9 protein-coding genes are annotated in these 14738 nt (G+C 63.0%); 7 read left to right on the top strand and 2 right to left on the bottom strand.

Features of this window, described 5'->3' with window-relative positions; genetic code table 11:
* Window positions 1-2: 2 nt before the first annotated feature.
* From R0J92_RS00450 to R0J92_RS00425, 6 genes are read left to right on the top strand one after another with little or no spacing between them, the layout of a single operon-like run.
* Entirely contained in the window at window positions 3-1034 is a 1032-nt protein-coding gene (locus R0J92_RS00450; RefSeq protein WP_411050352.1) for a glycosyltransferase family 2 protein, read from the top strand.
* The gene (locus R0J92_RS00445) at window positions 1031-5611 is read left to right on the top strand and encodes a MupA/Atu3671 family FMN-dependent luciferase-like monooxygenase (protein WP_411050351.1); all 4581 of its coding nucleotides are present in this window, start codon (window positions 1031-1033) and stop codon (window positions 5609-5611) included. Before R0J92_RS00450 ends, R0J92_RS00445 begins: the two co-directional genes overlap by 4 nt.
* Window positions 5608-6318, top strand: a complete 711-nt coding sequence (locus R0J92_RS00440) for a 4'-phosphopantetheinyl transferase family protein (protein WP_411050350.1) — start codon at window positions 5608-5610, stop codon at window positions 6316-6318. Before R0J92_RS00445 ends, R0J92_RS00440 begins: the two co-directional genes overlap by 4 nt.
* Complete coding sequence (locus R0J92_RS00435) at window positions 6315-7292, top strand: hypothetical protein (RefSeq protein WP_411050349.1); 978 nt, start codon at window positions 6315-6317, stop codon at window positions 7290-7292. The genes R0J92_RS00440 and R0J92_RS00435 overlap by 4 nt, the downstream gene beginning before the upstream one ends.
* Window positions 7289-9826, top strand: a complete 2538-nt coding sequence (locus R0J92_RS00430) for a hypothetical protein (protein WP_411050348.1) — start codon at window positions 7289-7291, stop codon at window positions 9824-9826. Before R0J92_RS00435 ends, R0J92_RS00430 begins: the two co-directional genes overlap by 4 nt.
* Window positions 9823-10671, top strand: coding sequence for a glycosyltransferase (locus tag R0J92_RS00425; protein WP_411050347.1), 849 nt, complete (start codon window positions 9823-9825; stop codon window positions 10669-10671). The genes R0J92_RS00430 and R0J92_RS00425 overlap by 4 nt, the downstream gene beginning before the upstream one ends.
* Window positions 10672-10682: 11 nt before the next feature.
* Here R0J92_RS00425 and R0J92_RS00420 read toward each other — a convergent pair whose 3' ends face one another.
* A complete protein-coding gene (locus tag R0J92_RS00420; RefSeq protein ID WP_411050346.1) occupies window positions 10683-11897 on the bottom strand; it encodes a glycosyltransferase family 4 protein in 1215 nt (404 codons plus the stop codon).
* 205 nt (window positions 11898-12102) lie between these two features.
* Here R0J92_RS00420 and R0J92_RS00415 point away from each other — a divergent pair, with 205 nt between their 5' ends.
* Window positions 12103-13455 carry an oligosaccharide flippase family protein gene (locus R0J92_RS00415; RefSeq protein WP_411050780.1) on the top strand — a complete coding sequence of 451 codons (1353 nt, stop codon included), beginning with the start codon at window positions 12103-12105 and terminating at the stop codon, window positions 13453-13455.
* Window positions 13456-13469: 14 nt separating this feature from the next.
* On the opposite strand, the gene R0J92_RS00410 is transcribed toward R0J92_RS00415, so the two are convergent.
* Window positions 13470-14735 carry a Wzz/FepE/Etk N-terminal domain-containing protein gene (locus R0J92_RS00410; protein WP_106162012.1) on the bottom strand — a complete coding sequence of 422 codons (1266 nt, stop codon included), beginning with the start codon at window positions 14733-14735 and terminating at the stop codon, window positions 13470-13472.
* Between the last annotated feature and the right edge of the window lie 3 nt (window positions 14736-14738).

The raw sequence follows: 14738 nt of genomic DNA, 5'->3' as shown, positions 1-14738 counted from the left end.
AGATGCGCACACAGACCGTCCTGACCATCATCCTGAATTTCCGCACCCCGGCGATGACCCTGCGCTCCGCCGCTGCCGCGCTGGCGGAGATGGAAGATTTGCCGGGCGAGGTGCTGATCATCGACAATGGTTCCGGTGACGGATCTTTCGAGGCGTTGCAGGCCGGGGCGGAAACCCGAGGCTGGCTGGACAGCGGCCGGTTGCGGATCGAGGCCTCGTCGGTCAATGGCGGCTTTGGCGCCGGCATGAACATCGGATTTCAGGCACGGCTGTCGGATGGGTCCGTGCCGGATTTCTACTACCTTCTGAACTCCGACGCCTTTCCCGAAACCGATTGCATTCGCACCCTGCGGGACTTCTTGCAGGATCACCCCGGTGCCGGACTGGCCGGATCCTATGTGCATGGCGAAGACGACACGCCCCATTGCACCCTGTTCCGCTTTCCCACCATCGCCAGCGAATTCGAGGGCGCGGCCCGCACCGGCGTGATCTCGCGCCTGTTGCAGCATGCTATCGTGCCGCTGGAGATCCCGGACCAGCCGCGTCAGGTGGATTGGACCGCCGGCGCAAGCCTGATGATCCGCCGCGAGGTGATTGAGGCTGTCGGTGGCTTTGACGAGACGTTCTTTCTCTATTTCGAAGAGACAGAGCTGTGCCATCGCGCCGCCCGCGCGGGATGGCGCACCCACTACGTGCCGCAAAGCACCGTGGCGCATGTGGGATCTGCCTCCACCGGCATGAAGACCTGGCCCCGTACACCCGGATTTTGGCTCGACTCGCGCCTGCATTATTTCACCCAGACCCGTGGCGCCGTCTATGCGATGGGGGCAACGCTGGCCCGCCTTCTCGGGGGCAGCGTCTATGGGCTGCGCCGCCTGACCTCTGGCAAGCCGCGCGCCGATGCGCCGCATTTCTACGGCGACCTTTTGCGTCATCATCTGACGCGGATGCTGCGGCCCCTGCCAGGCCCACGCCCGGCCAAACCCTTTGATACCGACCCCGTTCACGCCCCGTTGCTGGAGGATCACAAGTGAAGCCATTTTCCACCGTCGTCATTGGCAATGAATCCCTTTTGATCGGCTGCTGCGAGGCCCTTCTGGCGCGCGGGCACGACATCCGTGGCGTCCTGAGTGATAACACTGACATCCGGGATTGGGCGTCCTCGCACGGTCTCAACTGCTATGATGCCACCACGGATATCGAGGGCCCCTTCGACTGGCTCCTGTCGATCGCCAACCTGCGGCTATTGTCAGATGCGGTGATCGCCAAGGCCACGAAAGGCGCGGTCAATTTCCACGATGGCCCACTGCCGGAACGGGCCGGCCTCAATACCCCAAACTGGGCTATCCTCGACGGCGCGACCGAACATGGCATCACCTGGCATCTGATCGAGGGCGGTGTCGACGAAGGGGACATCCTTGCCCAGCGCCGGTTTGCGGTGGCAGAGGACGAGACTGCCTTCAGCCTGAATTCCAAATGCTATGGCGCCGCACTCGACAGTTTTGCCGAAGTGCTGGAACAGCTGGAGAGCGGCGATCTGCGCCGCCAGCCACAGGATCTGAGCCAACGACGGTATCATGCCCGTGCGGATCGCCCCAAGGCCGCCGGTGTCCTGCAATGCGACCGCCCTGTGGCAGAATTGCTGCGCGTGGTGCGCGGGCTGGACATGGGCGGCTACTGGAACCCGCTAACCTCGGCCAAGATCCGATGCGGGGATCGCGTCGTGCTGGTCGGGCAGGCTCAGGCAGCTGCAGGCGAAGGCACGCCCGGTCAGGTTCTGGCGATATCGGACACTGACATCACCCTGGCCTGTGCGGATGGTGCCATCAGTCTGTCGCAGCTGACATCACCGGCAGGCGCGCCTCTGCGTGCCACCGCTCTGGTGCAACAGGGTGACAGGCTGCCGCTGCTTTCTCCGGCAGAGATCGAAACGCTCGAACAGGATCTTCTTGCTACCCAGAAACCGGAAGCCTTCTGGCGTCGTGCCTTGGCCGACATGCAGACGCTTCCCCTGCCCCTTGGCGCGGCCGACGCCGCCGAAGAGGTCTTGGCAGAGGTCGAATTGCCCGCAAGCTGCACTCCGGAGGCGCTGGCGGCTTCAACCCTTGCATGGCTCCTGCGCAGCACCGGCGAGGCGTCTGGCTCCATCGCGCTGAGCCTGCCCAACCTGGAGTCTGCCGCGCGTCCGGGGCTGATTGCCGATTGGGTACCGATGACGGCGCATCTGGACGAGGGTTTCGCCGCGGTTCAATCGCGCATGGCGACGGTGATCGACCGCGCCGAACGTCAGGGCGGTTTTGCCGAGGATATCATGGCCCGCGCGCCGGAAATCGCAGTGCAGGCGCCGCCCACCGTGGCGCTTTGTCTGGGCACGCAGACGCCGCCCGCACAGGCAAAACTGGCACTGATCCAGTCCGGTGACAGCCTGCGCCTGCAGTCCCAAAACCTGTCACAGCAGGCGATCTCGCGGCTTGCGGCCCGTCTTGAATGCCTGCTCAACAACCTCGAAAACCGGTCAGATGCGCCACTGTCCGCACTGCCTCTGCTGCCCGACGCCGAACGCAAACAAATGCTGGAGGAGTGGAACGCCACGGAGGCCGCGCTTCCAGGCGAGCAGACAATTCACGCCGCCTTCGAGGCGCAAGTCGCCCGCACACCGGATGCAATTGCCCTGGTCTTTGAGGGCCAGCAGTTGACCTACGCAGAGCTGAACCAGCGCGCCACCGCCTTGGCCCGGCATCTGCAGGCACAGGGCGTCGCCCCCGGCAGTCATGTCGGTGTCTATCTGCGCCGCTCGATGGACCTGGTGATTGCTACCCTCGGCATTCTGAAGGCAGGCGGTGCATATGTGCCGTTGGACCCGGCCTACCCGGCGGATCGCATCGCGCATTACATCACCGACAGTCAGGCTTCGGTGGTTGTCACCCTGTCGGACCTTGCGCCGGATCTGCCCGACAGCGCCGCCCTGCCCCTGCGTCTGGACACGCTCGACCTCTCGGGCGGAACGAGCGATATCACGAACAGCGCCACGGCAGAGGATTTGGCCTATCTGATCTACACCTCCGGCTCCACCGGCCTGCCCAAGGGCGTGATGGTGCGTCATCGCAACGTTGCGAACTTCTTCACCGCGATGGATGCGCGCATTCCTCACAAGGCAGGCGACGCCTGGCTCGCCGTCACCAGCCTGTCCTTCGACATCTCGGTGCTGGAGCTTTTCTGGACCCTGGCACGCGGCTTCAAACTGGTACTGTCGAGCGACGAAAGCCGCCTGCAGCTTTCGAACGGCCCCATCACGCTCAGCGACCGCAAGATGGACTTCAACCTCTACTACTGGGGCAATGACGACGGCGCGGGCGAGAAAAAATACGAACTCCTGCTTGAGGGGGCAAAATTCGCCGATGCGCATGGGTTCAACGCGGTCTGGACACCGGAGCGGCATTTCCATGCCTTCGGCGGCCCCTATCCAAACCCGTCGGTAACCGGCGCTGCCGTGGCGGCGGTCACCCGCAACATCGGGGTGCGCGCCGGGTCCTGCGTGGCCCCCCTGCATCACCCCGCCCGCATTGCCGAGGAATGGGCGGTGATCGACAACCTCACTGGTGGCCGCGCAGGCATCGGCTTTGCCTCCGGCTGGCAACCGGATGATTTCATCCTGCGGCCCGAGAACACGCCACCCGCCAACAAGCCCGCCCTGTTCGAGGCGCTGGAAACCGTCCGCAAGCTGTGGCGCGGCGAGGAGGTCGCCTTTCCGCGGCAGGACGGTGGCACCCACAGCGTGATCACCCAGCCGCGCCCCGTTTCCGATGACCTGGCCGTCTGGGTCACGACGGCTGGCAACCCGGAGACCTGGCGCGAGGCGGGCCGCGTCGGTGCCAATGTGCTGACCCACCTGCTGGGCCAGAGCATCGACGAGGTCGGCGACAAGATCGCGCTCTATCATCAAGCGCTGCGCGAGGCCGGTCATGACCCGGCGGATTTCACCGTCACGCTGATGCTGCACACCTATCTCGCCGAGACGCGCGAGGCCGCCCGCGAGGTGGCGCGCGAGCCGATGAAGGACTACCTGCGCTCGGCTGCCGGGCTGATCAAGCAATACGCCTGGGCTTTTCCAGCGTTCAAGAAACCCAAAGGTGTCGACAATCCCTTTGAGATGGATCTGGGCAGTCTCAGCCCCGAAGAGCTGGAGGCGATCCTCGACTTTGCCTTTGACCGCTACTTTGAGGACTCCGGCCTGTTTGGCACGGTCGAGGACGCGGTGGGGCGGGTGGAGGATCTCAAGCGCATCGGCGTGAGTGAGGTCGCCTGCCTGATCGATTACGGCATCGCGCCCAATGTGGTGCTGGAGGGGCTGAAACCGCTGGCTGAGGTCCTGCGCCGCGCCAACCGCGTACAGGCCTTGGCGACGGATGACATATCATTGGCCGCGCAAATCCTGCGCCACGGGGTCACACATATGCAGTGCACGCCTTCAATGGCCCGCATGATCGCCAGCGACCCGGATGCCGCCCCGGTGCTTGGCCGCCTGCAACATATGCTGGTCGGTGGCGAGGCCCTACCCGGTGATCTGGTCGCCGCGCTGCGCAGCCAGACCCGCGCCACGCTGCACAACATGTATGGCCCGACCGAGACCACGATCTGGTCCACCGTAGAAACCCTGGAAGCCACGCCAGCGGGTGTGGCCTCCATCGGCACCCCGGTCGCCAATACCTCCGTCTATGTGTTGGATGCCGCCGATCAGCCCGTCCCCGTCGGTGCCGCGGGCGAGCTGTGCATCGGCGGCGCAGGCGTCACCGCCGGCTATTGGCAACGCGCTGATCTCACGGCGGAGCGGTTCCCGGCTGATCCCTTCCGCCCGGGCGCGCAGATGTATCGCACCGGCGATCTGGTGCGGTGGAACGCCGCCGGCAAGCTGGAGTTCCTGGGACGCACCGACCATCAGGTCAAGATCCGCGGCCAGCGCATCGAACTGGGCGAGATCGAGGCTGCTCTGGCCGCACTCGAAGGCGTCACTGCCGCCGTGGTGATCCCGCGCAGGATTGGCGCGGACGAGCGGCTCGTGGGCTATGTCACCGTGTCGACGCCCGTGTCGGAACAAACCGCCAAGGCGCAGCTGTCCCGACAGCTCTCCGAGGTCATGGTGCCCGCGCATATCGTGACGCTGGATACCTTCCCGCTGACCCCGAACAAGAAGATCGACCGCAAGGCGCTGCCCGACCCGAAGCCTGCGCGGGGCGTCTCGCCCACCGCGGCAGCTACCACAATGCCCCGATCCACCACCGAAATGCAGATCGCCGAGATCTGGCAACTGCTCCTCGGGGTGCCGGGCGTGCAGCAGGGCGACAACTTCTTTGCCCTTGGCGGACATTCTCTGCTGGCAGTGCAGGCCCATCGTGACATCCGCAGCGCACTCAAGGTCGACCGCCTGTCGATCACCGATATCTTCCGCTTCCCGACACTGGACGGGTTGGCTGGCCATATCGAGCAGCTTGCAAACGGTGGCACTTCCTCGCAGGCTGAACGGGCAGAGCCGTCAACGCCTCCCGCCGAGCGGGCAGAGACAATGTCCAAACGACGCGCCATGCGGGCCAATCGCAGGGGGCGGACCGGATGACCCCTGAGGCATCCGCCCTCCCTGACCTGACAGATGTCCGGTTGCAGCTGCTGCGTCCGCTGCTGTCCGATCAGGTCGCCATTGCCGCACAAGATCCGCTCGGCACACCTCCTGAGCCGTTTCCAGAAGAGACTGCTGGCCTGTCGCAGAACGCAGTGGACAAGCGCCGCCGCGAGTTTGCTGCCGGTCGCGCCGCCGCACATCAGGCGATGCGCGCGTTGAACCGAACACCGGTGCCCATCCGCATCGGCCCGAAACGCGCGCCCATTTGGCCCGACGACCTCAGCGGCACCATTACCCATTGTCGCAGCTGCGCTCTGGCGGCAGTGGCCCGACGCGCCACGCACCCCGGCATCGGCATAGATGTGGAAGAGGACACACCGCTATCGCGGGATCTGTGGCCAAGCATTGCCAGCCGCGCAGAACGCGATTGGATAACCGCGCAAGCCGACCCGGGACAAGCTGGCAAGCTTTTGTTCTCCGCCAAGGAAGCCGCATACAAGGCGCAATACGCACTCTCGACGTGTTACTTCGGCTTTGATGGGTTGGAGCTGCACTTCAACCTGGCAGAACAGTCTTTCACCGCAAGATTTACCGCCCCACAACCACCTTTTCGTGTCGGAGACCATCTTCAGGGTCGATTTGCCATCGGGAGCGGGGTAATCATCACTGCGGTCGAGATCCTGAACAACGAGCCCTGCACATGATCCGTCGCCTGCTGAACTTGCCCCGACGTGGCCTTATCGCGCTCGGCGCGTTGGTACCGATTGGCGCTGTTGGCGTCTGGTTATTGGGGCCAGGCCAGAGCCCCCTGAACGACGTGCCCGCGCTTGCTCCGCCCGATGGGGCCATGCGGGTCTACCATCTGGGGCACTCGCTGGTGGGTGCGGATATGCCTGTCATGCTGGCACAGCTCTCCGGCGTTGATCATCGCTTTAACGTCCAACGCGGCTCCGGCACGTCCCTCAGGGCGCATTGGGAAGACAGCGAACCAATTCTCGACTTTGACATGGTCAATGCCCCGCCGGTTTGGCGCGCCCCAAAAGACGCGTTGCAAGCGGGTGATTATGATGCGGTCATCTTCACTGAGATGGTCGAACTGCGCGACGCACTCAAGTATTTTGATGCTGCCGAATACCTGCACCGCTGGGCCCAGCTTGCGCGGCGCGGCAATCCGGACACACGGCTTTATATCTACGAAACCTGGCATCGGTTGGACGACCCGGACGGGTGGCTGACGCGGATCGACAACGACCTGCAAGACCTCTGGCTGGGTCGTCTGTTGGCCAAGGATCGCAAATCCGCGCCCCCGCGCCCCTTGTACCTGATCCCTGGCGGGCAGGCGCTCGCTGCCGTCACACGCGCGGCCGAGGCGGGAGAGATCCCCGGTCTAGACAGCCGCGACGATCTGTTTGACCGGTTGCCGGACGGCGCCCTGGACCAGATCCACCTCAGCCCGCTTGGCGCATACGTCGTGGCGCTTACACATTATGCGGTGCTCTACCACCAGTCACCCGAAGGGGTGCCGCACGAGGTCACACTGGCAGACGGCAGCTCCTTCACCGCGCTGGACGCGGAGGGCGCACGACAGCTGCAAGCCATTGTCTGGGGCGTGGTCACCCGCCTGCCCCGGACCGGGGTTCAGGCCGCATCCTCTTTCGCCATATCGGAGACACAATGAGCACTGCGGACCTTATCAGCGCTGTCGTCATGATCGGACACTCCCTGATCGGTCCGGAAAACCCTCGCATGGTGCAACAGCTTCTGGCGACTGGTCAGAACAACCAGCCCGTTGTCGAATATCAGGTCATCAATGGTGCGCCGCTGCGCTACAACTGGGAACACGCAGACAAGGCGCAAGGCATCAACGCCCGCACCCGTCTGGCCGAGCGCCCAGCTGATGTTGTCATCGTCACAGAAGCTGTCCCACTGGCAAACCATCTGCGCTGGAGCGACCCCAAGGGCGCGGTGGAAAATTTCTACACGCTTGCCGCGTCCACCAACCCAAACGTCACTCTATATGTTCAAGAGGGCTGGCATAGCCTGCTGAGCGGCACCGGCGAAGACGTCCCCTTCGACGATGGCGGCGAGGTTGCGTGGCGTGACCGGCTCGACAACGACCTGCAGCACTGGCAGTCAATCGTTGACAAGGTGACGGCAGCGACCGGTGGTGATATCCGCCTGCTGCCGACCGGACAGGCGCTGGGGCGCCTGGATGATGCGATCAAGGCCGGAACCGTTCCCGGTCTGCGCAACATCCGCGATATCTTTTCGGACGACATCCATCCGGATGACATCGGGTTCTACTATCTCGCGCTTGTGCAATACGCCGTTCTGACGGGCAGCTCCCCCGAAGGATTGCCGCGCGTGTTGAAAACCGAATGGGGCACCCCCTACTCCACGCCCTCGCCCGAGCTTGCCCAGCGCCTGCAGGAAATTGCGGCCCGTGCCGCCACTGGCTCCTCGGAGCGTACAAGCCTGCCGCCAGATCCCGTCGATTTACCCGCAGACCCGCCCATTGCGGCCCTCAATGCCGATGTATCCTTTGCACCGAAACCGGATCTGCAACCTGAGGTGCGTCGGCAACCTGTCGCGATGAACCTCGCCGCCGTGCGGGACTGGAGCCCTCAGGCACCGTTTATCGATCACTTCAAAACCGCCCGCGCCTGGATCGGACATCTACCGGGCCGCTGGGGGGGCGTTACCGAGGAAGAGTTGAGAGCTGCCGGATATCTGGACCCGGACGGCTGGCCGCTGGCCATTCCACCGGAACTGGGCTCAATCGGAACCGTGCTATTGAACGACCTGCCGGAGACCGCAACCAGCCTTGCGGGACGCTACGTCCTGCAGTTTGACGGACAGGGTATCGTTGAGGCCGGAGGCCGGGCCACCAACGTGCGTTATGGCAAGAACGAGGTTTCCTTTGATTTCACCCCTGGCCAGGGCGCGGTCGATATCCGTATCCAACGCAGTGATCGCGAAGAAACCGGCGATTATGTGCGAAATATCACGGTGGTGCGTGAATCCGACCTGCAGGCATTCGAACGCGGGGCACTGTTCAATCCGGATTGGCTGGACAGGATAGAAGGCTTTGCCTCCCTGCGCTTCATGGATTGGATGGAGACCAACAACTCGAAACAGGTCGGCTGGGAGGATCGCCCGCGCTTTGCCGACTACACCTGGACACCAAACGGTGTGCCTGCCGAAGTGCTGGTGACATTGGCAAACCGGATCGGTGCCGACCCGTGGTTCACCCTGCCTCACATGGCAGACGACACCTATGTGCGCAATTTCGCGACGCTGGTTCGCGACGGGCTCGACGAGGATCTGAAAGCCTATGTCGAGTACTCGAACGAGGTCTGGAACTGGCAGTTCCAACAGGCGCATTGGGCCGACAAACAAGCGCGCGCGACCTGGGGAAGCGATGGGCTTTGGTTGCAATACTACGGGGGCCGCGCGGCAGAGGTTGCCGGGATCTGGACTGACGTCTTCTCCGAAGGGCAGGAACAGGCGGATCTGTCCAACCGGCTGGTTCGGGTCATTTCATCTCAGACAGGCTGGCTCGGACTTGAGGAGCAAGTCCTGACCGCGCCTCTCTGGACGGCAGCGGATGGCACGCGACAACCGCCCTATCGCAGTTTTGATGCCTATGCGATCACCGGCTACTTCGGGGCGTCCCTCGGCACGCAGGAGCGCGCGCCCATGGTCCGTGCTTGGATTGCCGATAGTCTGGAGCGCGCCCGCACCGCAGCCGCCGAGAAAGGTCTGCGCGGTGCCGCAGCAGAGGCTTATGTGGCGGAGCACCGCTATGACGTCGCGGTCGCGCAAGCTGCGGTGGAGCTGCAAGACGGGCTGAATGCAGGCGATCCCGAAGGGACACTGAACGATCTTCTGACCCGCGTTCTGCCTTATCATGCGGAGGTTGCTCAAAAGCACAGTCTTGATCTGATCATGTACGAGGGCGGCAGCCATGTCGTCGGCCACGGCCCATTGGTCGATGACGACGCTTTGACCGGCTTTTTCACCCATTTGAACTATACGGCTGAAATGGCGGAACTCTACCGGCAGCTGCTGAATGCCTGGCCAGACCTAGGCGGCCAGTTGTTTGGCGCCTATTCGGATGTTTCGGTGGCTGGTCGGTGGGGCAGCTGGGGTGCCTTGCGCACGCTTTCGGACAACAATCCGCGTTGGGACATGCTGGAGGCCGCCCGGTGACATCCCCGCAGAACCGCATCGTTTCGGTGCTGATTCCTGCCCATAACGAGGCGGCCTATATTGCCGATTGTCTCGCCGCGCTCTATGCATCTTCCGCCATGCCGCCAGACCATCAGGTCGAGGTTCTAGTTCTGGCCAATGGCTGCACGGACCAGACTGCTGAAATCGCCCGCAGCATGGTGCCTCCTCGGGGGTGGAGCCTGTCGGTGCTGGAACGCGCCGAAGGCGGCAAGCTCGCCGCGCTGACCGAAGGGGATGCGAAAGCGCGTGGCCAGGTGCGCGTATATCTCGACGCGGACGTGCAGGTTGAGACGGGAATGCTGGCGCAGATCGCGACGGCACTTGCCAGCGATGCCCCCCGCTATGCCAGTGGCAGCCCCTGTGTGAAACGTGCCAAAAGTCCGATAACCCGCGCCTATGCAGCCGTCTGGACGCAATTGCCATTTGTAACGACCGGCGCGCCCGGCTTCGGTCTCTTTGCGATGACATCGTCGGGGCGGGCACGCTGGGAAAGCTGGCCTGACATTATCTCCGACGATACCTTTGCCCGGCTGAATTTCACCCCGAACGAACGCATTCGGCTGCCCGGACGATATCATTGGCCCATGGTCGAGGGCTTTCGCAACCTTGTCCGCGTGCGCCGCCGACAGGATCACGGGGTTGCGGAAATCGCGCAGCGCTTCCCCGAGCTGTTGGCAAACGATGACCCGCGTCCGCTGTCCAAGGCACAGCTCCTTGGGCTCATCTTACACCACCCAATCGGTTTCATCGTCTATGCCGCGGTATCTCTCGCCGTCAGAACCCGCCTGTTTGCAACCAAGGACGCTTGGGCACGGGGACGCTGACACCGCTCGGGTCAGGTCGCCTGATCCTTTATGGCCTGGTCGAAGTGTTCTGCCAGCTTCTCGGCCTCGCAATCGATATCATGTCGATCAAAGACCCGCTCGCGCGCGATCTTTCCCATGTCCGTCAGTTTGTCATGTGGCACGGATGCCAACCGCACCATCGCATCTGCCAAGGCATGGCTGTCACCGGCTGGCACCATCCAGCCGGTCTCTCCCTGCAGAACCAGCTCGGGCGTGCCTGCGACATAGGTGGCGAGAACCGGACGCCCGGCGGCCATTGCTTCCATGACCACCATCGGCAGTCCTTCGGCGAAGGATGGCATGACCAGCGCATGCGCGCCTGCCAGTTCATCACGCACGCCGGCCTCGGACAACCAGCCGGTAAGCGTCACATGCTGCGCGAGCCCAAGATCCGCTATGGCTGCCTCCAAATCAGCGCGCATCTCCCCATCCCCAACAAGCGTTAGGTGGATGCCCGGAACGTCCCGCACGGCATCCGCCAAGGCACGGATCAAAACCATCTGCCCCTTCTGCTCCACGAACCGACCGATCGAGACGAGGCGCAGGTGGCCCTTGGGCATCGGCTTGGGTTCCGGAAACCGTTCCGGCTCAATACCGCAGTGCACAACCTTGATCCGGTCCCATGCCCCGAACGAGGCCCAGCGGCTGAGCTGACTGCGACCAAAGCTGGAAATCGCCACGGCAAAGCGCGCGCGGTCCACTTTTTCACCCAGAGACAAACTATGCGGAGCATCAAACTCTTCTGGCCCATGTGTGGTGAAACTATAGCCCATCCCGCCCAGCTGCGCCGCCAGCAGCGCAACGGTGGTGGCGTTGGTGCCGAAATGCGCATGCAGGTGATCGCAATGCGTCCGCCGTGTCAGGCGCGCGACATATGCGGCTTCGACCAGATAGATCAGATGACGCAAGCGCGCGCCATTTGCAGCACCCATTCGCAACGCCAACCGCAAAGCGCGTCCGCTGCGGCGCGGCGCGCATGCGACACATGCCAAAAGGGCCAACAGCAGACGCGCCGCCCCCGACGCCAGAACATACTGACAGCGCATCCTCTCCTCCTGATCGCCCGGATCGACCAGCCCCTGGTCAGACGGACGCATCGGCAGGCGCAGCACTTCAACGCCACGCCGCTCCAGTGCTTGGATTTCACGTCGGATAAAGCTCTGTGAGGGTTGCGGATACGTATTCAGCACATATGCGATTTTCACGCGTTTCCCTTCCTGTCGGGCGTCCGGTTCGCACCCTAGCCACCGCGCATGGTTTTGCCCAGCATCAACAGCACAGACTTTCAACGCCTCCGCCACAATCGGGCCCAACAGCCATATTGTCTGCCTGTTGACACCGTCCTGCAATTGACCTTGCCGCAGCGCGGCCATAGCGTGCAGCCAACTTGCAATCGCGCTGTGGACTATGATGAAACTTGCCCTGAACGGCCAGAGCCTGATGGCACGCGTCGTAAGATCCACATCCTGGATACTCCTAGGCTTTGGCGTGGGGCAGGTTTTGCGCCTGGCATCCAACCTGCTGCTGACACGCCTCCTCTTTCCCGAAGCCTTCGGCCTGATGGCATTGGTCACGGTCATCATTATCGGCCTGTCGCTGTTCTCCGACATGGGGATCTCCAACGCGATTGCCCAAAACCCGCGCGGGGACGATCCGGATTTTCTGGATTCCGCCTGGACCGTACAAATCTGCCGAGGCGGCCTTCTCTGGTTGCTGACCGGCCTTCTCGCAGTGCCTGTGGCCGCGTTCTACAACGCACCAGAACTCGCCTACTGCCTGCCCATCGCAGGCTTCAGCCTCGCTTTGCAGGGGTTCACGCCCACGCGGGTGGAAACAGCCTATCGTCACCTCCTTGTCGGCCGCGTCACCGCGATCAATCTGGCCGCGCAGATCTGCGGCATCCTCAGCATGGTGACGCTGGCGATCTGGATGCAATCCGTGGTGGCACTGGCGATCGGCAGCGTCCTGCAAGAAGCTGCAAAACTGGCCCTGACGCATCTCGCGCTTCCCGGCCGGCGCAATCGCCCCCGCTGGGAGCCTGCGGCAACTCATGAGCTGATCGGCATGGGAAAATGGATCTTTCTCTCCACCGCCTGTTTCTTCCTCACCACACAAGGCGACCGGGCGATCCTTGGCAAACACCTGACGCTTGAGGCGATGGGCATCTATAACATCGCGTTTTTCCTGGCGAGTTTCCCAATGCAGATGGGACAGGAGGTCAACCAACGCTTGATGATCCCGGTCTATCGGGACAAGCCTGCCCTTCACAGCGATCAGAACCGCAAGAAGCAACGACAGCTGCGCTATGCCCTGACCGGGGGGATCCTGTGCATGTTGTGGACGATGGCCTGGATCGGGCCCTGGCTGGTCGATCTGCTCTATGACGACCGATATGCAATGGCCGGGCCTGTTATCGTTATGCTGACCACAAGCCTCGCCCCCTCGATCATCGTTTTGACGTATGATCGAGCCTCTCTGGCGGCTGGAGACACCAAGAGGTTCTTTTTCTACACCGCCACCCGTGCCTTTGTTCAGACTGCCTTGTTTCTGGCAGGTGTCACATCATTCGGCCTGGCCGGCGGGATCGCGGCCATGGGGCTCGCGGTGGTGGTCTCCTATCCGATGCTGATGCGCCAGACGCGCCCCTACCGCGCACAAGACCCGGTTCACGATCTGGTTTTCCTGAGTATCAGCAGCGTGATCTGCGGCGGCGCTCTGGCCTATCATTGGGACGGGATCGGCTCGACTTTGGGGTTGCTCTGACGGGTGTGAGCGCGTCAACCACGGGCGGAGCGGCGAGTCCAAATGCCCCGCAGCCGATGCGCCAGCCCTTTGGGCTGGGTCTTCAGGACCGGGATTGTAACCACGGGCGACAGGCCCGTTTCGCGTTTCATCTGCGCACTGGTTCGCAAAACGGGATGTCGTAGATCCATCGCGAAGGCCGCAATAACCCCCAGCACCAGACTGACCAGCCCGCCTTTGAGCGCCAGAGATTTCCTTCCCCCGCCGACGGCATAATCCGGCAAAGGCGCAGGTTCGAGCACGGTCAGGCGCTCCCCCTGGCTGGCCGTTTCGAGGCGGAAGCCAACCTCCGCTTCCGCGCGGCGCGCAGTGATCACTTCAAGCTCCGACTGCATCTGCTGGTGCCGACGCTCATAGCTCGCCAGTTGACGATCCACTTCCGGCGTCAGTTCCAGAGACGCTTCCATCTCTGCGCGACGGTCCAGCAACAACTGTCGCTGCGCGTTCAGAGTTTCGACCTGTGTTTCATAGTCCTTGCGAATCCGCTCCGCATAGGCGGTGCGCTGCGTTGCGGCGGCTTCTTCCGCGACTTTGCGGATCTCGATCTCCTGACGGGCCAATTCCAGCAGGCTCTCGTTGATGGACGCGATTTCAGTGCCGCGCATCTCGATGATCCCGGGCAACGTCACCTCGTTCTCATAGCGAAAATTGGCAAGCTCTTCCTCCAGCGCTGAGATATCCCGGATCAGCGCAGTTTCCTTTTCGTTGAAGAAAGAAAGCGTTTCCCGCGCTTGGTCCAGGCGCGTTGACCGGCTCAATGCGATGGTGCGCTGCGAAAATTCCTCTGCCACCGCCTGAGCTTGCGCGCGGGTGGGCATATTCGCCGTGATGGACAGGACGGAAATCGCCCCATCGTCCGAGGCCCCCTCGCGCGCCGCAGCGGTGCCGGTCAAGGAGACGGATCTGCGCATCATCGGTACGATTTCTGACGCCAGCAGACCCGGTTGATCGGCGAATAGGTCCAGTTGGTCGACGATCTCCAGGATGGTCCCCCGCGCCATCAGACGCTGTTCAATCAGCTGGATGCGCCGCGCCGAAGATCCTTCGACCGTGGACGGGGCCAATTCCCCTGCAATCGTTGGACGCGTAATCTGGATGACGGCGGTACTGGAATAAACCGGTTGTTGCTGCAACGCGAACCAAACAGAGGCAACGGTACCCAGAAAGGCCACCGCGAGAATGAGACGCAGCCGACGGCGCAGCAGGTCCAGAAAATCTGCAACTGAGTAGATCGAAGCCATGCC

Origin of the sequence: Tritonibacter sp. SIMBA_163 (assembly GCF_046535935.1) — a bacterium.
Classification (GTDB): domain Bacteria; phylum Pseudomonadota; class Alphaproteobacteria; order Rhodobacterales; family Rhodobacteraceae; genus Epibacterium; species Epibacterium scottomollicae.
The sequence above is the reverse complement of the archived record's forward strand: the minus strand, read 5'-3'. Positions and strand labels throughout refer to the sequence as shown.